Source organism: Rheinheimera sp. A13L (assembly GCF_000217935.1).
GTDB lineage: Bacteria > Pseudomonadota > Gammaproteobacteria > Enterobacterales > Alteromonadaceae > Pararheinheimera.
The window spans coordinates 75,382-97,495 of the sequence record NZ_AFHI01000013.1 but is presented as its reverse complement, the minus strand read 5'-3'; the positions used below and the strand labels follow the sequence as shown (position 1 = coordinate 97,495).

Annotated in this window: 18 protein-coding genes and 6 tRNA genes; 8 read left to right on the top strand and 16 right to left on the bottom strand. The window is 46.2% G+C overall.

Annotated elements, in window-relative coordinates:
• Positions 1–29 precede the first annotated feature (29 nt).
• On the bottom strand, positions 30–992 hold the full coding sequence (locus RHEIN_RS09460; RefSeq protein ID WP_008898751.1) for an aldo/keto reductase: 963 nt from the start codon (positions 990–992) through the stop codon (positions 30–32).
• A 156-nt stretch (positions 993–1,148) separates the two neighbouring features.
• Between RHEIN_RS09460 and RHEIN_RS09455 the strand changes: the two genes are divergently transcribed.
• The 6 genes from RHEIN_RS09455 (at position 1,149) to RHEIN_RS09430 (ending at position 9,027) form a co-directional block, all read left to right on the top strand.
• On the top strand, positions 1,149–1,928 hold the full coding sequence (locus RHEIN_RS09455; protein ID WP_050801175.1) for a pseudouridine synthase: 780 nt from the start codon (positions 1,149–1,151) through the stop codon (positions 1,926–1,928).
• The gene (locus tag RHEIN_RS09450) at positions 1,925–3,718 is read left to right on the top strand and encodes a sensor histidine kinase (protein WP_008898749.1); all 1,794 of its coding nucleotides are present in this window, start codon (positions 1,925–1,927) and stop codon (positions 3,716–3,718) included. Before RHEIN_RS09455 ends, RHEIN_RS09450 begins: the two co-directional genes overlap by 4 nt.
• Positions 3,719–5,101: a sigma-54-dependent transcriptional regulator gene (locus tag RHEIN_RS09445; RefSeq protein WP_008898748.1), complete on the top strand. Its 1,383-nt coding sequence runs from the start codon at positions 3,719–3,721 to the stop codon at positions 5,099–5,101. It abuts the gene before it with no gap.
• A 197-nt stretch (positions 5,102–5,298) separates the two neighbouring features.
• Complete coding sequence (locus RHEIN_RS09440; protein ID WP_008898747.1) at positions 5,299–6,615, top strand: dicarboxylate/amino acid:cation symporter; 1,317 nt, start codon at positions 5,299–5,301, stop codon at positions 6,613–6,615.
• A complete protein-coding gene (locus RHEIN_RS09435) occupies positions 6,608–7,567 on the top strand; it encodes a porin (RefSeq protein WP_008898746.1) in 960 nt (319 codons plus the stop codon). Before RHEIN_RS09440 ends, RHEIN_RS09435 begins: the two co-directional genes overlap by 8 nt.
• A 41-nt stretch (positions 7,568–7,608) precedes the next feature.
• A complete protein-coding gene (locus tag RHEIN_RS09430; RefSeq protein WP_008898745.1) occupies positions 7,609–9,027 on the top strand; it encodes an SLC13 family permease in 1,419 nt (472 codons plus the stop codon).
• Positions 9,028–9,150: 123 nt separating this feature from the next.
• On the opposite strand, the gene RHEIN_RS09425 is transcribed toward RHEIN_RS09430, so the two are convergent.
• The 9 genes from RHEIN_RS09425 to RHEIN_RS09385 all read right to left on the bottom strand — a co-directional run bounded on the left by RHEIN_RS09425 (position 9,151) and on the right by RHEIN_RS09385 (position 13,218).
• Positions 9,151–9,226 (bottom strand) — tRNA-Gly (locus tag RHEIN_RS09425).
• Between the two features lie 45 nt (positions 9,227–9,271).
• Positions 9,272–9,347, bottom strand: a tRNA-Gly gene (locus tag RHEIN_RS09420).
• Between the two features lie 76 nt (positions 9,348–9,423).
• Positions 9,424–9,510: transfer RNA gene (locus tag RHEIN_RS09415), tRNA-Leu, on the bottom strand.
• Positions 9,511–9,567: 57 nt separating this feature from the next.
• Positions 9,568–9,641, bottom strand: a tRNA-Cys gene (locus tag RHEIN_RS09410).
• A 15-nt stretch (positions 9,642–9,656) separates the two neighbouring features.
• A tRNA-Gly gene (locus tag RHEIN_RS09405) sits at positions 9,657–9,732 on the bottom strand.
• 133 nt (positions 9,733–9,865) lie between these two features.
• Positions 9,866–10,408, bottom strand: coding sequence for a CDP-diacylglycerol--glycerol-3-phosphate 3-phosphatidyltransferase (gene pgsA / locus RHEIN_RS09400; RefSeq protein ID WP_008898744.1), 543 nt, complete (start codon positions 10,406–10,408; stop codon positions 9,866–9,868).
• A gap of 30 nt (positions 10,409–10,438) precedes the next feature.
• Positions 10,439–12,259, bottom strand: coding sequence for an excinuclease ABC subunit UvrC (gene uvrC / locus RHEIN_RS09395; protein WP_008898743.1), 1,821 nt, complete (start codon positions 12,257–12,259; stop codon positions 10,439–10,441).
• 18 nt (positions 12,260–12,277) lie between these two features.
• Complete coding sequence (gene uvrY / locus RHEIN_RS09390) at positions 12,278–12,913, bottom strand: UvrY/SirA/GacA family response regulator transcription factor (protein WP_272941639.1); 636 nt, start codon at positions 12,911–12,913, stop codon at positions 12,278–12,280.
• 214 nt (positions 12,914–13,127) lie between these two features.
• Positions 13,128–13,218 (bottom strand) — tRNA-Ser (locus tag RHEIN_RS09385).
• A 233-nt stretch (positions 13,219–13,451) separates the two neighbouring features.
• Here RHEIN_RS09385 and ansA point away from each other — a divergent pair.
• On the top strand, positions 13,452–14,465 hold the full coding sequence (gene ansA / locus RHEIN_RS09380) for an asparaginase (RefSeq protein WP_008898741.1): 1,014 nt from the start codon (positions 13,452–13,454) through the stop codon (positions 14,463–14,465).
• A gap of 81 nt (positions 14,466–14,546) precedes the next feature.
• On the opposite strand, the gene RHEIN_RS09375 is transcribed toward ansA, so the two are convergent.
• The 5 genes from RHEIN_RS09375 to RHEIN_RS09355 all read right to left on the bottom strand — a co-directional run bounded on the left by RHEIN_RS09375 (position 14,547) and on the right by RHEIN_RS09355 (position 20,676).
• Positions 14,547–17,243 (bottom strand): DUF349 domain-containing protein, encoded by a 2,697-nt coding sequence (locus RHEIN_RS09375; RefSeq protein WP_008898740.1) that lies wholly within the window; start codon positions 17,241–17,243, stop codon positions 14,547–14,549.
• The gene (locus RHEIN_RS09370) at positions 17,230–17,511 is read right to left on the bottom strand and encodes a YeaC family protein (RefSeq protein WP_008898739.1); all 282 of its coding nucleotides are present in this window, start codon (positions 17,509–17,511) and stop codon (positions 17,230–17,232) included. The genes RHEIN_RS09375 and RHEIN_RS09370 overlap by 14 nt, the downstream gene beginning before the upstream one ends.
• A 1-nt stretch (position 17,512) precedes the next feature.
• Positions 17,513–17,839 (bottom strand): zinc ribbon domain-containing protein, encoded by a 327-nt coding sequence (locus RHEIN_RS09365; RefSeq protein WP_008898738.1) that lies wholly within the window; start codon positions 17,837–17,839, stop codon positions 17,513–17,515.
• Positions 17,840–17,936: 97 nt separating this feature from the next.
• Positions 17,937–19,064 (bottom strand): M14 family metallopeptidase, encoded by a 1,128-nt coding sequence (locus tag RHEIN_RS09360; RefSeq protein ID WP_008898737.1) that lies wholly within the window; start codon positions 19,062–19,064, stop codon positions 17,937–17,939.
• A gap of 160 nt (positions 19,065–19,224) precedes the next feature.
• Positions 19,225–20,676 (bottom strand): glyceraldehyde-3-phosphate dehydrogenase, encoded by a 1,452-nt coding sequence (locus tag RHEIN_RS09355; RefSeq protein ID WP_040554872.1) that lies wholly within the window; start codon positions 20,674–20,676, stop codon positions 19,225–19,227.
• A 165-nt stretch (positions 20,677–20,841) separates the two neighbouring features.
• On the opposite strand from RHEIN_RS09355, the gene RHEIN_RS09350 reads away from it, so the two are divergent.
• Complete coding sequence (locus RHEIN_RS09350) at positions 20,842–21,636, top strand: DUF2989 domain-containing protein (protein ID WP_008898735.1); 795 nt, start codon at positions 20,842–20,844, stop codon at positions 21,634–21,636.
• Here the strand turns inward: RHEIN_RS09350 and msrB are convergent.
• Positions 21,617–22,015: a peptide-methionine (R)-S-oxide reductase MsrB gene (gene msrB / locus RHEIN_RS09345; RefSeq protein WP_008898734.1), complete on the bottom strand. Its 399-nt coding sequence runs from the start codon at positions 22,013–22,015 to the stop codon at positions 21,617–21,619. The two genes, RHEIN_RS09350 and msrB, sit on opposite strands and share 20 nt — an antisense overlap.
• Positions 22,016–22,114: the final 99 nt, after the last annotated feature.

Genomic DNA, 22,114 nt, shown 5'->3' with positions numbered 1-22,114 from the left:
CCATCAGGCCCTTTTTTATTGCGCAGATATTAAGGTAATGCTTTACCTCTGGCGGCCACATAAAGCGCATACCAGTGTTCACGGCTTAAGTTGACTGTTAATGCTTTCTGGCACGCCGCAATACGGGCTGGCGAGGTTGTGCCTATCACGGCCTGAATTCCTGCAGGATGTTTTAATAAAAACGCCAGCACTATAGCTTCCGGGCTGGTTTGATACTCTGCAGCTAATTGCGCTACCAGTACTGCAGTGGCCTGTTGAGCTTCAGTTTCAGGCGTACGACCGCCTGTAAACAAACCTTGCGCCAGACTGCCCCAGGCTTGCAGCTGTACTTTATGTAACTGGCAGTATTCGACTGTGCCGTAGCTAAAATGATGAGCCGCACCATCTGGCATAGCGGTCAGTACGTTCTGCTCCAGCCAGTTTAAATCCTTCAGACTCATTTGCAGCTGGTTGGCAACCAAAGGCTCAGGCAAAACAGACTGCAGCAGTTGCAGTTGCGGCCAGCCAAAGTTGGATACACCAAAAGCTTTGACTTTGCCTTGTTGTTTCAGCTCTGCAAAAGCTTCAGCCACTTCATCAATCAACATCAGTTGATCCGGTCTGTGCAGCAATAAAATATCTAAATAGTCGGTTTGCAGTCGTTTCAGTGACTGATGTACAGACTCAACAATGTATTTTTTGCTAAAGTCATAACGCCCAACCTTTGTATCATCAGCAAAACGTATCGCACATTTACTCTGTATGATCAGCTGTTCACGTAATCCGGAATGAGCAGCCAGATAATCGCCAAACACAGCTTCGGCTTTGCCTCTGGTGTAAATATCTGCGTGATCAAAAAAGCGGATATTAGCTGCAAGTGCTGCATCAATGGCGGTAAAGGATAAATCCCGTTGTTCTTTGCTGGTGGTGGGTTGATCCCAGCTACCACCCAGGCCCATGCAACCATAAACTAAGGCATCGGCTTGGGGGAAATAGTGCTGAATAGGTAACATCAGTGGTCCCTTCTAAATAGTAAGCAGCAAGTGTACCTCATCCATCTGTCTTGCCAAGACCCAGCCAGTTTTCTGCTCTAAAATAAACAGCGGCCTTGCCCCTGATGCATTGAGCCCCTAAACTATCGTCCTTTTTCAACTGCCGGATGTGAAGCTGTGGAGCAAACAACATTGTTTCGTTTAAATAAATTTATTAGTGACACAGGTTTTTGTTCACGCCGGGAAGCCGATAAACTGATTGAGCAAGGTCTGGTGACTGTAAACGGTCAGCCTGGTACTTTGGGCACAAAAGTGACAGAACAAGATCAGGTCCTGGTGCAAGGCAAGCCGCTCAAAGCCAAACCACGGCGGGTTTATCTGGCTTACCATAAAGCTGTGGGTATTACCTGCACCACAGAGCTGGATGTCAAAGGCAACATTATTGACGCCATGGGTTATCCTGAGCGTATTTTCCCCATAGGCCGGCTGGATAAAGAATCTGAAGGGCTGATTTTTTTGACCAACGATGGCGATATCGTCAATAAAATTCTGCGCGCCGGTAATGAGCATGAAAAAGAATATGTGGTCACGGTTGATAAGCCAGTTACAGAGCAGTTTTTGCGTAAAATGGCCTCTGGTGTGCCTATCCTCGAGACCATTACCTTGCCTTGTCAGGTGAAACAAATTTCCCGCCAAACCTTTAACATTATTCTGACTCAGGGGTTAAACCGGCAGATCCGCCGTATGACTGAATTTTTAGGCTTTAACGTCACTAAACTCAAACGCATCCGTATTATGAACGTACGTTTGGCCGAATTAAAATCAGGTCAGTACCGTGAACTGACCCAGGCCGAAATGGCAGAGCTGGAAAGCAAATTGTTAAGTTCCAGTAAAACTGAAGAGGCCTCCCTACTCGCGACGCCCAAAGCCGTTTCAGCCCACAGACGCAGTGAATGAATAAGCAGCTGCGCTGGTTCCTGCTGCTCTGTGGCTATCTGCTGGCTGTTGCACTGGCTGTATGCGCTGCACAGCACTGGAATTACCGCCAACTGACGATAAAAGCAGAGCATCAAAGTGATAATCTCGCCGCTTTTATTCGTTATGAAATAAGCCGTTATGCTGATTTACCACAACAAATTGCAGAGTCGGCCTTTTTAGTCTCTTTACTGCAAGACCTGCCTCGATCAACTGATCCACTGAATCAGTATTTGTTTCAACTACAGCAAAGTGCAGATGTGGCTGATTTATACCTGGTTAACCCTGCAGGAATAGTCATCGCCAGTTCGAACGCAGATCAGAAGATCAATTATCTCGGCAAAGATTTTGGCTTTCGGCCCTATATACAAAACGCGCTGACAGGCCAGAGCGCTCAGTATTATGCGCTGGGCCATACCAGTGAACGCCGCGGTTTTTATTACAGCGTGCCAGTGCTTGTACAGAACCAGATTGTCGCCGTGATGGTTGCCAAAGTAGATTTGGAACCTATAGAGCAACATCAGCAACAAATTGCCGGGCTTGCCGACAGTCACTTTATGGTCACAGGACAAAGTGATGAGGTGTTTTTATCTGATATTCAGCAATGGCGCCTAACCAGCCTGACGGGGAAAGCCCTTAGTCCATCTGAGCAGCAGCGTTATATTACCCAACATATCGAAACTATGGACTATTCGGTGCGCTCTGCTGTACTGGCCTCAGCGTACTCATTGTGGCAGTTGAAGATCGACAACAAAACCTCCAGCTTCTTAGCCTACCAGCGGCCTTTGCCTGAATTCGGCTGGACCTTAACAGTACTGGCCTCTCCTGCCCCACACCAATCCTCCCTCTGGTGGGCATTTTTACTGGTTACCTTATTTTACAGTTCCGCATTGTTGGCTTTGTGGGTGCGACGCGAACGGCAAAAACGTCATTTGCAATTAGTACAACATAATCAGCAACTGGAACAACGTGTGATAGCCCGGACTAAAGATTTGGCTGAAACCAACAGGCAGCTGATACGCCAGATTGAACGCCGCGAACAAACTGAAACTGAGCTGGCCCAAACCGAACAACAGCTGGTGCAAACCGCCAAGCTTGCAACTATTGGCGCATTATCCGCTTCTTTGAATCATGAATTAAATCAGCCGCTGACCGCTTTACAAAGTTATGCTCAAACGACTGAGAAATTGATCGACAAAGGTTATCTGGTTGACGCCAAAACCAATATTCAAGCCATGCGCCAGTTAATGCAGCGCTTGAGTGTGATAGTGGCGCAGTTTAAAGATTTCAGCCGCAAAAGCTCAGGCAAAAACCAACTGGTGCAAGTGAATAAACTTATTCTGGACGCCCTGGGTATAGTCAAACATCAGTGCCAGCAACAAGGGGTAAAAATCAGGCTGCAGCTGCCAGACAACTCTCCTATGGTGCTGGCCGATCCTATTCAACTGGAACAAGTGCTGGTGAATATTCTTACCAATGGGGTGCAAGCGATGAAAGGAGTAGCTGATGCCAGCTTTCATATCGCAGTCAAGACTCAACATCAGCAGGTCAGTATTCATATCCGTGATCAGGGCCCAGGGATAGAGCCTCATCATTTAGAGCGTATTTTTGAAGCGTTTTTTACCACAAAACAACGGGATGGATTAGGGCTGGGTTTATCTATTTCTCAGCGTATAGTGCAATCCTTTGGTGGCCAGCTTGAAGTACGTAACGCCCAGGCTGCTGGTGCTGAGTTTATTATTTCGCTTGCTATCGCAAACACAGGATCTTAAATGGCGATTACAGAACAACAGCAACCGGCTATTATTTTTATTGATGACGAAGCCGATATTCGCAGTGCCGTCAGCCAGCTGTTAAAGCTGGAAGATTTAGCTTGTTTTACCACCGCCAATCCTGGCGAAGTTCTCAAACAAATCAGCCCACACTATAGCGGCATAGTGATCACAGATATGCATATGCCGGCACTGAATGGCCTTGAGCTGTTACAGAAAATTCATGCGATAGACGCTGAAATCCCTGTGGTCATGCTGACCGGTTATGGTGCTGTGTCATTGGCTGTAAAAGCCATGCAACAAGGTGCTTATGATTTTCTGGAAAAACCTTTTGATAATGATCATCTGGTGGAAGTCAGTCGCCGGGCTTTGGAGAAACGTCATTTAGTACTGGAGAACCGGCAGTTAAAAGCTGCAGTTGAACGCGAACAACAGCCTGGTTTGCGTATTCTGGGCCAAAGCCCTGTGATGCAGCAGTTACGTCGCACTCTGGATGCCGTGATCGACGCCCCTGCTGACGTGCTGATTTATGGTGAAACCGGCACAGGCAAAGAACTGGTGGCGCGCTACTTACATGAGCAAAGTGACAGACGCCAGCATAACTTTGTGGCCATCAACTGCGGAGCTATACCAGAGCAACTGATTGAAAGTGAACTCTTTGGCGCTGAAGCAGGAGCTTTTACCGGCGCCGATAAAAAACGTATAGGTAAATTTGAGTTTGCCAATGGCGGCACTTTATTACTGGATGAGATTGAAAGCACCCCTTTGTCTCTGCAGGTCAAGCTGTTGCGGGTACTGGAAGAGCGAAAAGTAACCCGCTTAGGCTCGAATCAGGCCATAGATTTGGATATTCGGGTAATAGCCGCCAGCAAAATGGATTTAAAACAATTGGCAAGCGCTGGGGAATTTCGCAGTGACTTGTATTACCGCTTGTCTCTGGTGGATTTGCATTTGCCCGCATTACGCCAGCGTAAAGATGATGTGTTCTTATTATTTTCACATTTTGCCCGCATCGCCGCAGCGCGTTTTCATAAAGAATATATTCCGCTGAAAAGCACTGAGTTACAGCAATTGGCGCAGCATCAGTGGCCCGGCAATGTGCGGGAGCTGCGTAATATGGCGGAACGTTATGTATTGATGGGCGCACAGGTTGCTTTCAGCACTCAACCACATAAAGCAGAACATGGCATCACAGGCAATATGAGCTTACAGCAGCGGGTTGAATATTACGAAAAAATGCTGCTGGAAGAGGCCTTAAATCAGCACAAAGGGGCGATAAAAGCTGTGATGAGCGAGCTGGATTTACCCCGTAAAACCTTATACGACAAAATGGCTAAATATCAGCTGACCCGCCGCGACTTTCTGGACAAAAACGAAGACTGAGCAGCACCTTGTGCGGATTAAGTGACAACAGCCTTTGTAGCTTGTGTGGAAATCCACACAAGCCTTATCAAGGCTTAAATAAGAAACACGTAACCAACTGAATTTAAACAACAATATTTGAACAAAAAAGCTGGCTTTCTCTTTGCTATTGACTGTCTGACAGGGAGATTTACTCCATAACCAGAGAGACAATAACAATGAAAAATAAAACCAAAAGGCTGCTATCCAGCCTCTATATTCAGGTATTGCTTGCCATCAGTGCAGGTATCTTTTTAGGTCATTTTTATCCGGAGCTGGGCACCGCCATGCAGCCTTTGGGTACAGCTTTTATCAAACTGATTAAAATGATTATCGCGCCCATTATCTTTTGTACTGTAGTGGTAGGTATAGCAGGTATGGAAGATATGAAAAAAGTAGGGAAAACGGGTGGCTATGCCCTGCTCTATTTTGAAATTGTCTCGACCATAGCCCTGATCATTGGTTTAGTGGTAATTAATGTCGTTAAGCCTGGTGTCGGCATGCACATAGATCCAGCCAGCCTGGATCAACAATCCATCAGTAAATACACAGCACCGGACCAGATGCAAAGCACCACGGATTTTTTGCTGAATGTGATCCCCAGCAGCGTATTTGATGCTTTTGCCCGCGGCGATATGTTGCAAGTGCTGTTTTTCTCTATCCTGTTTGGTTTTGCTTTACAGCGTTTGGGTGGCCGGAAAAACCTGATTTTTGGTTATGTGGAAAAAAGCTCAGAAGTGTTATTTGCCATAGTGCATATGCTGATGAAAGTCGCTCCTGTTGGTGCTTTTGGCGCCATGGCCTTTACCATAGGTAAATATGGCATTGCTACTTTATGGTCTTTAGCGGGTTTAATGGCAACCTTCTACATCACTTGCCTGCTGTTTATTTTTATCGTATTGGGTGCTATTTGCCGTTACCACGGTTTTTCTATTACCCGCTTTATTCGTTATATTAAAGAAGAGCTGCTGATCGTATTAGGCACATCGTCGTCTGAATCTGTGCTGCCACGTATGATGGCCAAGCTTGAGAAACTGGGAGCCACTAAATCTACTGTAGGTCTAGTTGTGCCTACAGGCTATTCTTTTAATCTCGACGGTACGGCTATTTATCTGACCATGGCGGCGGTGTTTATTGCTCAGGCTACAGATACCCCTATGGATTTAACTCAGCAACTGACCTTACTGGCGGTGTTGCTGGTGACATCCAAAGGTGCTGCAGGGGTAACCGGCAGCGGATTTATCGTATTAGCTGCTACTTTAGCTTCCGTAGGTTCAGTACCGGTGGCTGGTATAGCCTTGATTTTAGGCATAGACAGATTTATGTCTGAAGCCAGAGCATTAACCAATTTAATTGGTAACGGTGTCGCTACTTTGGTGGTTTCCAAATGGTGTGGTGAACTGGATATGCAACAATTGGACAAGGAGCTGGCTCTTGGAGCAACTCCACAAACAGATACAGTGTCAGTCAAAGCGGCAGAGGTGCAACATGGTTAAATTAAGCTTATCTGCAGCTATCTGTTGCACTCTGGCTTTTACAGCGTCAAAGGTCAACGCTTTTGAATGGGACTGGTACGGTAAACTTGAACTCCAGGCACTGGATGTGGATAAAGGACTCTATCGTTATGCCGATCAAGGCCGCCAAATTGAAGTGCCGTTTTCCCGTTTGGGTATGAAAGCCAAACATCAATTGACAGATGGACTGGCTGTCATCGCTGTGTACGAGTGGCAGGTCAATGGTCTGGATGATGCCAATAAAGATCACCGCTTCGGCTCACGCAATACCTATATAGGGGTAGCTGGTCGCTATGGCGAATTGGTGTTTGGTAAAAATGACACCAGGTTTAAAAAGTCTGAGGGGAAAATCGATTTATTTAACGAATCCCTCGCCGATATAGCTCAGATCACGCCAGCTCAGGACAGGCTGGAAAATATACTGAGTTATCAGTCACCTATTATCGAAGGTTTTAACTTTTCTGCCACCTACCAGACAGGGGCCAGTGATGAAATTGCCGGTGGTTATGACTGGGTATTGGGTTATGGCGACCCGGCGTTAAAAAAGTACCCTCTGTATCTGGCGTATGGCCGCACGAATGAACTAAACAATATCACTGCAGAGCGTCTGCTGGCGCAACTACCCTTATGGCAAACCGATGGAGCTGTGCTTGCGGCAGGCTTGATGCTTCAGCATAGTGAGCACCTGGTGCGTAATATCGAGGGGGATGCCTGGCTGGCGCAGCTGAGTTATCAGCACAACGACTGGACTTATAAATGGCAATGGCAGAAGGACAACAGCCAGACCCGTCATGCTGAAAAAGCCAGATTGCATAGCATTGGAGTGGATTACCAGTGGCGAAACAATTTGACGGCCTATCTGCTTCTGTCCAAACTTAACTTTGAAACTGAGCGCGATCATGCCGCCGCTCTGGGTATGAAGTTTTTTTTCTGATCTCACCGGAGCCTGGCTCCGGTTTCTTTTAAGGATGTATTATGTCGTCTTTCTCCAGCCGCATGCTGCTGCTCTGTGGCCCCTTGTTATTACTACTGACTATTTTGTTACCTCCACCCACAGTACAAATGAGCCAGGCTGCCTGGATGATCACGGGTTTAATGGCCTGGATGGTGCTCTGGTGGATCTCCGAGATTGTTCCCATTCCGGTTACATCCTTGCTGCCGATGATTTTTATCCCCCTGTTGGGTATAGATAAACTGGATGCTGCAACCTCGCCTTACGCCCATCCTTTGATTTTCCTGTTTTTAGGCGGTTTTTTTCTTTCTATAGCGATGGAAAAAACCGTTCTGCATAAGCGCATCGCTTTAAAAGCCTTGTCTATGGTCGGGTCTTCACCAGGCTTACAAATTGCAGCTGTGATGGCTGTAACCGCCTTTTTATCCATGTGGATGTCCAATACCGCCACAGCTGTGATGATGTTGCCTATAGGTTTATCCATTATCGCTATGGCAAACGCTTCAACACAGGACCAGTTTGGTAAAGCCGTCTTGCTTGGTATCGCCTACAGTGCAAGCATAGGGGGTGTAGCTACATTAATTGGTACGCCACCCAATGCGCTGCTGGCAGCTTATTTATCAAAAAGTTATAACATTCAAATCAGTTTTGCCGACTGGATGCTATTGGGTGTGCCATTGGCTTTGACTATGCTGGTTATTTGCTGGGTCTGGCTGACAAAAATCCATTTCCGCATGCCCAAAACTGAACTGGCTCAGAATGATACTTCGGCCCAGTTACAGGCCTTAGGCGCTATGTCACGTTCACAAAAATTAGTTTTAATCGTCTTTGCGCTGGCGGCCTTTAGTTGGATCAGCCAGCAATGGCTGGTGAAATGGACCGGATTACCAGTCAGTGACACAGTGATTGCACTTTGCGCAGCCGCTCTACTTTTTATCTTGCCAGACGAAAAAGGGTCTGGCACAGCTCTGTTGGAATGGAAAGACAGTCAGAATTTGCCCTGGGGAGTGTTGTTGCTGTTTGGTGGTGGTCTGAGTATGGCCGATCAGATCCAGAAAACCGGCGTTGCTGAATTATTAGCACAACAATTACAGTTATTGCACACTGTGCCGCCTGTCCTACTGCTGCTTGTGGTGACCAGTCTGATCATCTTCCTGACTGAAGTCACCAGTAATACTGCCACAGCGGCAGCTTTCCTGCCGTTATTAGGCCCTGTGGCTCTCTCTATGGACCTGTCGCCGCTGTATTTAGTAGTACCAGCGGCTTTGGCTGCCAGTTTTGCCTTTATGATGCCTGTGGCTACGCCCCCCAACGCTATAGTGTTTGCCTCAGGCAAGCTACAAATTAAAGATATGGTCAGGGCGGGTTTAGTGCTGAATCTGGTCGGTATAGTGGCGATCAGCCTGTTTAGTCTGTGGCTGGGTTCGCTCCTGGTGAGTTAAGTTCGGTTGGATCAAAAAAAGCGGCTCAGGCCGCTTTTTTTATGCGGCAAACCACACAGCACTATTCTGCTCTGCAGAGCCTAAAACGAAAAAAAGCAGCCTCAAGGCTGCTTTTTTTAGATTTGGAGCGGGCAACGAGGCTCGAACTCGTGACCTCGACCTTGGCAAGGTCGCGCTCTACCAACACAACTATGCCCGCTTAGGCGGCATTTCTTGCTTAGGAGCATTGAGAGCAATTTGAATTTGGAGCGGGCAACGAGGCTCGAACTCGTGACCTCGACCTTGGCAAGGTCGCGCTCTACCAACTGAGCTATGCCCGCTTAGGCATTTTGCAGATAATAATCTGCTTTGGTATTTCAGGTTTATTCAACCTTTCTCAATATCTTGCTATTGAGATGGTGCCCGGGGCCGGACTTGAACCGGCACGCCCTTTCGAGCGAGGGATTTTAAATCCCTTGTGTCTACCGATTTCACCACCCGGGCAAACACTTTTCTATTTTGTATTACAGCCAACGACATTTAACCAAGTACGGTATTAAATGGAGGCGGGTCCCGGAGTCGAACCGAGGTGGACGGATTTGCAATCCGCTGCATGGCCATTCTGCCAACCCGCCATCTGGCGTACGACTTGGAGCGGGCAACGAGGCTCGAACTCGTGACCTCGACCTTGGCAAGGTCGCGCTCTACCAACTGAGCTATGCCCGCTTTTTACTGGCCATTCGCCGTAACACGAGACGCATTCTACTGGTTTATGCTTTTACGTCAACCACAAATTTATGCTTTTAAATTCGTTTGCTCAAAAAGTAGCTTCACTGCTGTTTTTGCAAACTTTTTCCGCCTATTTACTCAGCGCTGGCCAGGATGCTTTCAGGTAAACCAACATAGACCAAACCGTTAATAAGGTTGCTATATACAGCAATGCCATACTTAAATCAGTCAGCCAGCCGACAGGCTGCCAAATTAAACCTATCAATGCCAACATCTGCGCTGCTGTTTTGTATTTACCCACTTCGGACACTGCTACCTGAGCACGTTGCCCTACTCCGGCCATCCATTCACGTAAGGCAGAAATTAATATCTCTCTGCTGATCATAATAAAAGCCGGAATAGTCACCCATAAGGTTTGCATATCAACGGCGATCAAGACTAAAGCAGCAGCCACCATCAGTTTATCAGCCACTGGGTCTAAAAAAGCCCCAAAAGGTGTCAGCAGTTGCATTTTACGGGCAAGGTATCCATCCAGCATGTCGGTGATGGCAGCAAACCAGAAGGCAAAAGCGGCAAAAAAGCGGGCGTGTTCCAGTTCAGAGTAAAAACAGAATAAACAAACAGGGATCAAGCACAATCGGAACATAGTCAACAGATTTGGAATATTCCACATAACACTACTTCTCAAAGTGGGCACAAATATTTAGTTATTGTGACATGCCTGGTAAATCTTTTCGGCCTGTTGCCTGGAAATTCCCGGTACTGTCGCGAGTTCGTCCACAGAGGCCTGCATCACGCCATGCAAACCTCCGAGGTATTGTAACAAAGCTTGTCTGCGTTTCTCACCTACTCCATCGATATTTTCCAATGGGCTTTTAATAATGGCTTTACCGCGTTTATTACGATGGCCTGTAATGGCAAAGCGGTGCGCTTCATCACGGATTTGCTGGATTAAATGCAAAGCAGGTGATTCTGCAGCTAAGGAAAAGCCTGCCGGGTTATCGGGTAAAATTAAAGTTTCTAGACCAGGTTTGCGACTGGTGCCTTTTGCCACCCCCACCAGCACTGGTTTTTTAGCAAAAGGCCAACTGCTGAAAAAATCGATGGCCTGAGTCAGTTGGCCCTGGCCGCCGTCTATTAAAATCAAATCCGGGATCCGGCTTTCATCTGTGAGCTTGCCATAGCGTTTATTCAGCGCAAATAACATAGCGGCATAATCATCACCTGGGGTAATGCCTTCGACATTAAAACGGCGGTATTCGCTTTTGTTCGGCCCCTGACCATCAAATACCACACAGGACGCTATAGTCGATTGCCCCATGGTGTGGCTGATATCAAAACATTCCATCCGATCTAAAAGCTCAAGCTTCAATGTTTGTTTCAGCTCACGGTAACGCACTGCAACCTGCTCTTTAACAGACAACTTAGTGGCAGCTGCCAATTGTGCGTTTTTTTGCGCTAAAGCCAGATAACGGGCTTTTTCTCCACGTTTGGCATAAACAAAACTGACTTTACGCTGTGCCAGTTCACTAATAGCCTGCGCCAGTTGCTCGTCATCTGCTACCTGCTCGCTCAGTACCAGCTCTTTAGGCATCATTTGGCCACCGGCACCACTTAAATAAAACTGAGCTAAAAAAGAGGGTAAAATTTCTTCAGGTTCAGAACCTGCAGGTACTTTAGGGAAAAAGTTTTTGCTACCCAGCACTTTATGATCGCGGATAAAGAGCACATGAATACAGGCCACCCCATGCGACCATTCCAGAGCGATCACATCCATTTCTTCGTGATCGCCGCTGACGTATTGCTGCTCTTGTACTTTGCGTAAACTGACAATTTGATCGCGAAACTGGGCGGCTTTTTCAAAAGCCATCTCCGTACTGGCTTTTTCCATTTGCTGCACCAATTGCTCTATCAATTGCTGGCTTTTACCGGATAAAAACAGCGAGGTGTTTTTTACTTCGGCAGCATAATCTTCATCTGATATTTTGCCGACACAAGGCGCAGAACACAGCTTTAACTGGTACTGCAAACAAGGCCGGGTGCGGGCGCGATAAAAACCGTCCTCACACTGGCGGATAGGAAATACTTTTTGCAGCAGCTTTAAACTTTGCCAGACAGCGCCTGCGCTTGGATAAGGGCCAAAATACTGCCCTTCCACTTTGCGAGGTCCACGGTGTGAACTGATACGAGGATGTTTGTGGTTGGTGATCAAAATAAATGGGTAAGATTTATCATCCCGCAGCAAAATATTGTATTTGGGCAGGTACTGCTTAATCAGGTTGTTTTCTAAAATCAGCGCTTCAGTTTCACTTTGGGTGACCGTCAGCTCCACACTATGAATATGACTGACTAAGGCGCGGGTTTTGCTGCCGGACACATTCTGGCGAAAGTAACTGGATAAACGTTTTTTCAGATCTTTGGCTTTACCGACATAAATCACGGTTTCTTTCTGATCCAGCATACGATAAACGCCCGGCATATGGGGCGCTGTTTTCAGGAAGCTCTTGGCGTCAAACATCGGCATCAAACATAAGGAAAAGAGTTACAACTTTGCAATGTCAATCATGCCATGGCGTAATGCTAAATGCGTCAACTCCACATCTCCACTGATATCCAGTTTTTCAAACATACGGTAACGGTAGGAATTGACGGTTTTGGCGCTGACATTTAATTGTTCAGCGATATCGTTGACCTTCTGACCACGGGTGATCATCAGCATAATTTGCATTTCACGGTCCGATAACTCTTCAAACGGATTTTGATTGCTGCTGGTGACCCGGCTCATCGCCATTTTTTGTGCCACCTCACCTGAGATATAACGCTCCCCTGCATGTACTTTACGAATAGCACTGACCATTTCAGAGGGGGCGGCATTTTTAGAGATAAAACCTGAAGCGCCTAATTGCATCACTTTGGTTGGAACCGGCTCTTCGCAGGAGACAGATAAAGCCAGAATTTTGATTTCGGGACAATAATGCAAAATACGTTTAGTCGCAGTCATGCCGCCCATACCAGGCATATTCATGTCCATCAGCACCACATCTGGTTCCTGATGACGACAAAATTGGATTGCAGCTTCACCGGAAATAGCTTCACCTATGACCTTAATGCCACGTTCGTCCATTAGTATACGACTGATGCCGGTCCGAACCAGCTCGTGATCATCCACTAATAACACATTAATCAATTTGATATCTCCGCGACCAGGTTAACTATTCCAGTCTAGCTGGATTATGTCCGAGCATAAAGCAGAGACAGGATAAAGCTCAAGCACTTCATTAGCGAATGCGACAAGTAACACAAATTTATTGGGGATAATACAGAAAAAACATACAAACCAATAAGATAGGAAAATTGCAGACATAAAAAAACCACCTTGATGGTGGTTTTAATGGCGGAGGGGGAGAGATTCGAACTCTCGGAAGGCTATTAACCTTCGCCGGTTTTCAAGACCGGTGCATTAAACCGCTCTGCCACCCCTCCGCGTTGGACGTCATATTAGGGGGCTCGCCTTTTTTTGTAAAGTGCTTTTCTATCGCTTTTAATCCGTTTGCTCAGCATTTGTGCAAAGTGGTCAATTTTTCACAATTTTCTTCACCTTTCAGCGGTATTCAAAGCGAAATAACTGCGCAGATACAGATTAAACCGAACAAAACCTGACAGCCCTGCCGCTGTTGATTACAATAGCAACACAACAGATCAGGACCTTCTCTGTCATGAATAAAAAACGAATTTATGTCGCCTACACAGGCGGTACTATAGGTATGCAGCAATCCAGCAATGGTTTTGTGCCTGTGCCCGGCTTTTTATCCGATACGGTGAAAAGTATGCCGGAATTTTACCGTTCAGAAATGCCGGAATTTGATATCCACGAATACCATCCGGTGATTGACTCTTCCGATATGACACCAGCACATTGGCTGGAAATTGCCACTGATATTCAAAGCCATTATGCCGACTACGATGGTTTTGTGGTGTTGCATGGCACTGATACTATGGCCTACACCGCCTCAGCTTTGTCTTTTATGCTGGAAGATTTGGCCAAGCCCGTCATAGTCACAGGCTCGCAAATTCCTCTGGCACAATTGCGCTCTGACGGTCAGGTGAATTTATTGAATGCGCTCTATCTGGCGGCTTATTACCCTATAGCCGAAGTTGCGCTGTTTTTTAACAATAAACTCTTTCGTGGCAACAGAGCCACAAAGGCTGATGCAGATGGTTTTGATGCCTTTGCATCTCCGAACTTTTCACCGCTGATTGAAGCTGGTATTCATATCAATTTAGTGGCTGGTCATCTGGCATCTACTGCTGTGACTAAAGCGTTAAAGATTGCGCAAATTACCCCTCAGCCGATCAGCGTCGTGACTTTGTATCCGGGCATCAGTGCGGATGTGATCAGAAATATGGCTGCGGCGCCTATCAAAGCCTTGATCATCAAATCTTATGGTGTTGGCAATGCTCCACAACAACCAGAATTGCTGGACGCCTTAACAGAAGCCTCAAAACGCGGCACCATTATTGTCAACTGTACTCAGTGTTTTAAAGGCAAAGTGAATATGGGCGGTTATGCCACAGGCAACGCTCTGCGAGAGTGTGGTGTGATCAGTGGTTACGATATGACACTGGAAGCCACCTTAACCAAACTGCATTATTTACTCAGCCAGCCTTTAAGCACTGAACAAGTGCGGCTATTTATGCAACAAAGTTTGCGTGGTGAGTTAACACTTTAAAGACCCGTCTTTTCACAAAGACAAAAAAGCCAGCTTGCGCTGGCTTTTTTTCATCTGAATTTTTGTTAAGTTAAACAAGAGTTATGCGAACACCACTCGCAAACGTTCAACTAAGCCCTGCTCTTCTTTTTTGACTGCACCAAAACTTAACCAGCGTTTTAATAAGGCATCCACTGTCAGACTATGACCCGAATTGTGTTTGTCTGATAATAACTGCAACTGCACCTGGGCTTTATCAGCAGCGACACAGTCTTTGCCACTGATAAGTTCTATCGCGGTCGTCAGTTGAGCACGAGTCAGTTGGGATTCATTACCTTTAGCGAAATCTTCACGAAAACGCGCTGGTATAGATTCAACCGTGACATCAGACTGAGCCAAAGCATCAAACAACTGCTGGTAACTGGCATTAAAAGCGGATTGCTCTAATGTTTCCAGTTTGTGCTGCAGCTCTGTTAATAACTGCTGTTTTTGCTGCAACAAAGCTGATTTAGCCGGCAGATCCAAAGCTTTCAACGCGCCTTGAGCGGCATGCAGTTCTGCTGCTGTGCTTGCCTGTGCAGCTTGTTGTGCTACTTCAGTGAATTGGGCTTCGGTCTGTTGTTGCTGCTCTGACCATTGCTGATCTTGCTGCAGTTTCGCCGCAGTTTTATTGGCAAAAATCTGGTCGCAAATCAGCCGGAATTGTGACCACAACTGCTGGTCCGTTTTGCCGGCAAAACCAATCTGTTTCCAGTCTTGTTGTAACTTTTTGGCCCCTGCTACCGCTTCATCCACTGATAATGTCAGCAACTGCTGCGCTTTTTCAACCAACTGTTGTTTTTCCGCAAGGTTTTGTTCATGTAGGCCACGAACCCTGGCCTTGAGCTGATCCACCAGCGTCTTAAACTGAGCAGCCAATTCTTTGTAAAGTGCAGATTCTGTTGGGCCACTTTCACGCCAGCTTTTTTGCAATGCAGTCAGCTGACTGTCAAAGCCTTTATCCAGAGGTTGATCCAACAAGGCGGTTAAATCGGCCAGAATCTGCTGTTTAATCACAGCATTTTGTTTACGTTGCTCATCCTGTGCGGCGAAATAATCCCGGCATGGCGCAAAAGCCTGCTCACAGGCCAGGTTAAAGGCCTGATTCAGCTCCTGCTCTACTGCTTCATCAGCACGGCCTAAAGTCTGCCAGGTGGCACGGGCTAACTTTACCTGCTCTGCTCTTTGTGGTGCTTCAACATCGGTGGCTTCAGCCAAAGCCTGCATTTGTGCGACCAGCTCTTGTTTGCGAGGCGTGGCTATATAGTTTTGTAATTCATTGAGTTGTTGGAGTTGTTGCTCTGCGGCCTGGTAATCTTTAGCCAGTTGTTGCTGCTGAGCTGGTGTTAATTCAGCGAAACTTTGCTGAATGCCTTTAAACAATCCAAACAATACTTTGTAACGCCCTGCTTCATATAAACGACGGAACTCAGCAAGTTTGGAACGGACAGATTTCAGATTTTTATCTGCCTGACCGGCAAAGCCTGTCATCAGGTCCTGCCACTGTGCGTTCAGTTGTTGTTGCGCTTCCGCCAGGCTGTCAGGCAACATAGCACCTAAGGTCTTACGACCTTTATTCCATTCCTGCTGCCATTGCTGATATTTAGCTTCGGTTTGCTGAAACTGGGTCGCATCTGTTGGAAGTGCTGCTGAAGACCAATCTGCTAACAGACGAGTGAGTTTAAACAGCTGTTCAGCCTGAGCCGGTAGTTGTTGCAACTGGCGTTCAAAAGCCCTAATGGCTTTTTGCAAACTGGTTTTTACTGTAGTGGCCAAATCGCTTTGTGAGACTTGCTGTAACAAGCTTGTCGCCTTTGCAGCTAAAGGATCGGTTTCATCCAGGCGGCCTTCTGACATCAGTTGTGCTAACTCTTGTTGCAAGGCTTGCAGTTGTGTTTCAAGCTGTTGCTGCTGCTGTTTTAAGGCCGCCAGTTTTTGTTGTTGAGCCAGCTGCTGTTGCTGCTCTTTCAGCAAAGGTGCCCAGGCAGCTTCAGTGAGTGATTTTATTTTATTAAATTTTTGCGTCAGTTCAGCCGCTTCATCCAACAAGGCAAGATCAGACTGAGCAGAGTCCCATTCCTGTTGGTATTGCTGCCATTTTTGCTGCATCTGGGTTAAATCACCACGTTCGCGCACAGCATTTAATTTTGCCAGCAGCAGGTTGATCACTTTACGCACCTGAACCGGTTTGTCTTTGGCTTGCTGTAGCTCTTGCAGTTGCAGTTTTAATTCACTGGCCAAGGGCTCAGCCAATTGTTTACTGAGCTTTTCCAGTTGCTTTTGATCGGTGATCAAGGCCAATAGCTGACGCTTTTGCTCCAGATTTAACAAGTCTTGCTGCAAGTTGGTTAACACCAGTTCGGTTTTTTTCAACCGCATCAGCAGCGAAAAACGAATATCAGCATCGACTTCTGTCAGAGCTAATTTTTCTAAAATGCTGCTTCTGTGACATTCTTCAATAAACTGACGTTTTAATGGCGCAGAGATGCGATTGTCCAACACCATTTGAACCAGCTGACTTTCAGCATACTGCTTTAAACGTTCAGCATTATCCTGCTTACTGGCTTGCCACCATAAGGAAAACTCGTTGAGTTTTTCCAAAGCTGCACGGCGCACAGCTTCATGGCCATCATTAAAAGCCAGCTCGTGCAAAATTTCTTTGTTTTGAGCGTCCACATTTAAGCCGGCAATCGCTTGTTGCCGCACTGCAGCGTCTTTGTGTTGCCATTTAGGTGCAAACCAACGTTTAAAGATCATCATGCGCAAACCTTGCTATCGAAGAGTCCTGAGGGAATTGTTTTTTCATTTCAGCTTTGGATTTAACCACCATCTGACCATCTGCCCCTATGGTATAAGGCTCAGTGGATTTGAGTACATAGGCCTGATAGGCCATCACCAGTTGCTGAGTATGCTCTTTTTGCATATCGGAAAGAGCCACACCATCGGCCCAACGGCCCGTGGCTACTGTGTCTAACAAGGATTGATAGGTATCAGGCGACATCGCCAGCACAAGAGCTTTGAAATCCATATTACTTTTTTCGCTTCAGATAAATCAGGCGGGCTCTGGCGTAAATATACCAAAGAAAACCGCCAGCAATCATGCCTTGGGACACCATGGTTTCATAACCATCCGGCTCTAAAGCCCAAAAATACAGAAAACAGAAACCAGCTAAAAACAGGATCAAAGCCAGCATCGACTGATTGAGTGCACTCTGAACTTTTTTATCCTGTGCTTCAATGGCCAAGTGATGTTTTCTTTCCGCAGTCATACCGCTTAAATCCAACTGACAATGCTGGCAGGTCTGACTTTTATCCGAAATCTTTTTACCACAACGTGGGCAGGAAATAATTGCCATAGTAAAACCCTCTGAAAGTTATGGCGCACTATAAAGCAAAAGAACAAGTTTGCAAGCCAGCTTAGGCTGACCTGCATCTTCAATAGACAGGGTTAGTTTACCGCAGTTGGTCAACCACAGCTCGTATAGCCACCAGGCTATCCTGCCCCAGTTTCATTGAACGCACATCAGACCAGCCATAAGCCAGATCTGGCAAATTAGCATTGTCCTTAAATGGCATTTCAAGGGTGTAAGACAAGCACTTAAACTGCTCTGCCACCCAGGTGGAGGCTATGGTTAAATTAGCCTGACCCGGTGCATCCAGCTCATAACCAAATTCAGTCTGAAACTCTGGAGTGACTAACAACAGTGCATCTTTAAAGCTGGTCTCTAACTGCTGCATTTTGGCATTGTACGAAGGCACACCTTCAGAGCCTGCAACAAAGTTATACGGCAGGTTTTCATCACCATGCACATCCAGCAGCATATCCACACCAGTCTCCAGCATTTGCTTTCGCACTAAATAGACTTCCGGGCTTTTTTCCATGCTTGGTGTTTGCCATTCACGGTTTAAGTTCACACCAGCGGCGTTGGTACGCAAATGACCACGAACGCTGCCATCCGGGTTCATATTTGGCACTATGTAAAACACAGCTTTTTCAAGCAAAGTGCGGGCAACGCCGTCATCTTCATCCAGCAGTCTGTCTAATAAACCTTCAACAAACCATTCGGCCATCGACTCGCCCGGATGCTGGCGGGCTATGATCCATATTTTTTTCTTGCCATCCGCAGGTTCGCCCACCACCAGCATACTCATATCACGGCCATCTAAGGTTTCACCCAGTTCTACAATTTGGGCCATACCAGAGCTTTGAGCCTGATGCAGTAAGTCCATATGACGTTCGTAGCTGTAAGGCGCAAAATAAGCAAAGTACACGGATTCAGCTTCAGGATAATGAGTGATCACCAGTTGTTCATTAACCAGTTGGGTTTCCACTCTGAACCAGTTTTCTCTATCGTAAGATGCCACAGCCTGATAACCTTTCCAGCCATCCGGATAGGCAGAGTCTTTGACATTAACGATGCGAATAGTGTGGGGTTCAGTGCTTTGAGAATGTAAACGAAAATGGAACCATTGGTAGAAGTCTGAGTTGTGGTCTTTGCGGATCGCAAGCTGAATATCGGCAGGATGTTCGGCTTTGATCACGTCAATATTACCGCTGTCAAAATTACAGGTAATTTTCATAAAATATCCACTTGGTTGGGTGACAGATGCTGCCTCAAGGCAGTCTTAACGGACCGGCATCATAGCATTAAATTTCTGCCTGTTCAGCCGAAGCTAAAGATTTGGCAGCCTTAAATAACAAAAAAGGCCGCACTGAGGCGGCCGGTTTTAAGATCAACTTCTACTTGTTGACAGGCAAGGTTGGGTATTTTATTCCGGCCATTTCGTTCATAACACGAATCACCTGAGTGCTGTAGCCAAACTCATTGTCATACCATACGTAAAGTACACAGCGATCATCCTGCACTATAGTGGCTTGTGAATCGACCACACCAGCGTAACGTGAACCCACCAAATCACTGGAAACAATTTCAGTCGAACTGGTGAAATCGATCTGGTCCTGCAATTCTGAGAACAAGGCTATTTTTTGCAGGTAGTTGTTCAGCTCGTCGCGGTTAGTTTCTTTGTTCAGGTTTAATGACAAAATAGCCATAGACACATTAGGTGTAGGCACCCGAATCGCATTTCCTGTCAGCTTACCTTTAAGTTCAGGCAGAGCTTTGGCCACGGCGCTGGCAGCGCCTGTAGACGTAATCACCATATTCAGTGGTGCAGCACGACCACGACGTTCAGCTTTGTGATAGTTGTCTATTAAGTTCTGATCGTTGGTGTACGAATGCACTGTTTCAACATGACCATTTTTGATGCCAAACTCATCGTTTAAGGCTTTTAATACAGGCGTAATAGCATTGGTCGTACAGCTTGCCGCAGACACGATAAGGTCTTCAGGCTGGATCATGTTGTGGTTCACGCCATAGACCACGTTGTGAACATCGCCTTTTGCAGGCGCGGTTAACAGGACTTTAGCTGCACCTTTGGATTTAAAGTGAATAGATAATTCTTTATCGTCTTTCCAAATGCCGGTGTTGTCCACAACTAAAGCGTCATGAATACCGTACTGGGTGTAATCGACCAGTTCAGGAGAATCGGCATAAATTACTTTAATAAAAGTACCGTTGGCTTTAATGCCGACGTTTTCTTCATCCACCGTAATGCTGCCGTTAAATGGGCCATGGATAGAATCACGACGCAGCAGGCTGGCGCGTTTTTCTAAATCACCTTTACGGCCGCCACGCACAACAATGGCACGTAAACGTAACTTGCTGCTTGGACCTGAACGTTCCAGCATCAGGCGGGCTAATAAACGACCAATACGGCCAAAACCGTACAATACAACGTCTACAGGCTTGATTTGATCGCCACGGTGTAATATTTCAGACAGCTGACTATCTAAATACTGCTGTAAAGTCTGACCTTCACCGGCATTTTTGTATAAATAAGCAAAGGCCAGCTTACCAATATCGACGCGGCCTGGAGCCAGTTCCATATTGGAAATAGCTTCTAAAAGCGGAAAACTTTCTCTTAAACGTAGCTTCTGATGTTCAAAGCGTTCTACTGTTTTATGAGCCTTGATGATATCAATGGTCGTTGCATTGACCAGAGGACGGCCGTAAACCACAACTTCAATGCCTTTATTACGGTACAAACGACCTATAATAGGTTGCATGTTCTCAGCGTATTCCTGACGTTCCTGCCAGCTGCGTTGATACTGTTCTTCGTGTGATAGAGTCATGGTTTCGCCTTTTACGTCTTGTAGGTTCAGAGGTGTGCCTGTGGTCATCGCCACATTGAGGCAGGCGCATTGTAATTGAACATGTAATACTACGACAACAATTACAAAAAGATTTTTTCTGAATTCTTCGTTATGCTGAAGGCTGATAGAACTGATGAGATGTTTATGAAATACCTGTTGTTACTATTAATTGCCCTGTTACTGAGTGCCTGCTCCGAAGGCGAGCTGACCTTGCGTGCTGTCTGCGAAAAAGAGCCAGGCCTGTGCACAGATTTAAATGACGATTCTCATTGTAATATGCAGCGCCGTGATTTGATTATGCAACGCTTTGAAGAAAAGCGCCTGCCGTCGGACAAAAACAAATATCAGTTGCTGCTGGATTTTGAAAAGTATTCAAAATGTATTGAACTGGCCGCTGGTATTGAACATATCAAACTCAAAGAAAAAACCAGCACCCGCATGGTTGGTTACCTGACAAGCTTGAGAGAAATCAAACGCTTAAGCAATGAGACAGTCAGTTCAGACGACCCACATCTGTTGTATTACCACTGGTCACGCAATAAAAGTGACAGTCATCTGCAACGCTTTTTACTGGCGGAACAAAATAACCAGTTGGAAACCCCACAGCTGCAAATGGCATTAGTCAGCTATTACAGTAAAAGAGACAGAGAAAAAAGCATCCAGTTGTTGCATCACGCTTTATCGCTTTATCCACCCAATCCAAAGGTAGATCCTGAGATTTATGCCTCTTTAACCAGTATGTTTTACAAAAAGAAAGACTATGCAAGCTCTTACCACTGGGCTCTATTGGCACAAAAAAGTGGTGCTTTTAATGTGGAATTGCAGGAATTGAAAATTTATCTGGAACAAGCTCAGCTTGATCACGAAAAAATAAAAGAAACAGCTGAACATACCTTAGCTCAGCTGCAACTTGGGCATTTTACTCCGCCGAAATTTTAAGGTCCGGATTAAATAATAAAGACACAGAATTCACGCAATAACGTTGCCCGGTGGGTGCCGGGCCATCATCAAACACATGGCCTAAATGTGCATCGCAATGCTGGCATAAAATCTCAATCCGGCTCATACCATGAGATAGGTCCCTTTCGTATTTTACCTGCCCTTCGATGGCTTTACTGAATGAAGGCCAGCCGCAGCCTGAATCAAATTTATCTGCCGAATCAAACAATGGCTGCTGACAACAGACACAGTGGTAATTGCCTGTGTCTTTGTTATGCAATAAAGTACCGCTAAAAGGGTATTCAGTGCCCTTTTGTCGTGTCACTCTGTACTGCTCATCAGTTAACTGTTCGCGCCACTCTTGCTCAGTTTTATTCATCTACTACTCCGGTTCAAAGTACAGGTCGCCGCATTTTGGCTGCTATGCCACAGTTTTCAACTAACAGCTGTACTCCTATACGTAAAAAGCTCCTTCCGG

What these genes read in the sequence shown, in the direction of transcription:
- RHEIN_RS09460 (WP_008898751.1), bottom strand. Translation starts at nt 992, where the DNA reads ATGTTACCTATTCAGCACTATTTCCCCCAAGCCGATGCCTTAGTTTAT.
- RHEIN_RS09450 (WP_008898749.1), top strand. Translation starts at nt 1,925, where the DNA reads ATGAATAAGCAGCTGCGCTGGTTCCTGCTGCTCTGTGGCTATCTGCTG.
- RHEIN_RS09445 (WP_008898748.1), top strand. Translation starts at nt 3,719, where the DNA reads ATGGCGATTACAGAACAACAGCAACCGGCTATTATTTTTATTGATGAC.
- RHEIN_RS09440 (WP_008898747.1), top strand. Translation starts at nt 5,299, where the DNA reads ATGAAAAATAAAACCAAAAGGCTGCTATCCAGCCTCTATATTCAGGTA.
- RHEIN_RS09435 (WP_008898746.1), top strand. Translation starts at nt 6,608, where the DNA reads ATGGTTAAATTAAGCTTATCTGCAGCTATCTGTTGCACTCTGGCTTTT.
- RHEIN_RS09430 (WP_008898745.1), top strand. Translation starts at nt 7,609, where the DNA reads ATGTCGTCTTTCTCCAGCCGCATGCTGCTGCTCTGTGGCCCCTTGTTA.
- pgsA (WP_008898744.1), bottom strand. Translation starts at nt 10,408, where the DNA reads ATGTGGAATATTCCAAATCTGTTGACTATGTTCCGATTGTGCTTGATC.
- uvrC (WP_008898743.1), bottom strand. Translation starts at nt 12,259, where the DNA reads ATGCCGATGTTTGACGCCAAGAGCTTCCTGAAAACAGCGCCCCATATG.
- ansA (WP_008898741.1), top strand. Translation starts at nt 13,452, where the DNA reads ATGAATAAAAAACGAATTTATGTCGCCTACACAGGCGGTACTATAGGT.
- RHEIN_RS09375 (WP_008898740.1), bottom strand. Translation starts at nt 17,243, where the DNA reads ATGATGATCTTTAAACGTTGGTTTGCACCTAAATGGCAACACAAAGAC.
- RHEIN_RS09370 (WP_008898739.1), bottom strand. Translation starts at nt 17,511, where the DNA reads ATGGATTTCAAAGCTCTTGTGCTGGCGATGTCGCCTGATACCTATCAA.
- RHEIN_RS09365 (WP_008898738.1), bottom strand. Translation starts at nt 17,839, where the DNA reads ATGGCAATTATTTCCTGCCCACGTTGTGGTAAAAAGATTTCGGATAAA.
- RHEIN_RS09360 (WP_008898737.1), bottom strand. Translation starts at nt 19,064, where the DNA reads ATGAAAATTACCTGTAATTTTGACAGCGGTAATATTGACGTGATCAAA.
- RHEIN_RS09355 (WP_040554872.1), bottom strand. Translation starts at nt 20,676, where the DNA reads ATGACTCTATCACACGAAGAACAGTATCAACGCAGCTGGCAGGAACGT.
- RHEIN_RS09350 (WP_008898735.1), top strand. Translation starts at nt 20,842, where the DNA reads ATGAAATACCTGTTGTTACTATTAATTGCCCTGTTACTGAGTGCCTGC.
- msrB (WP_008898734.1), bottom strand. Translation starts at nt 22,015, where the DNA reads ATGAATAAAACTGAGCAAGAGTGGCGCGAACAGTTAACTGATGAGCAG.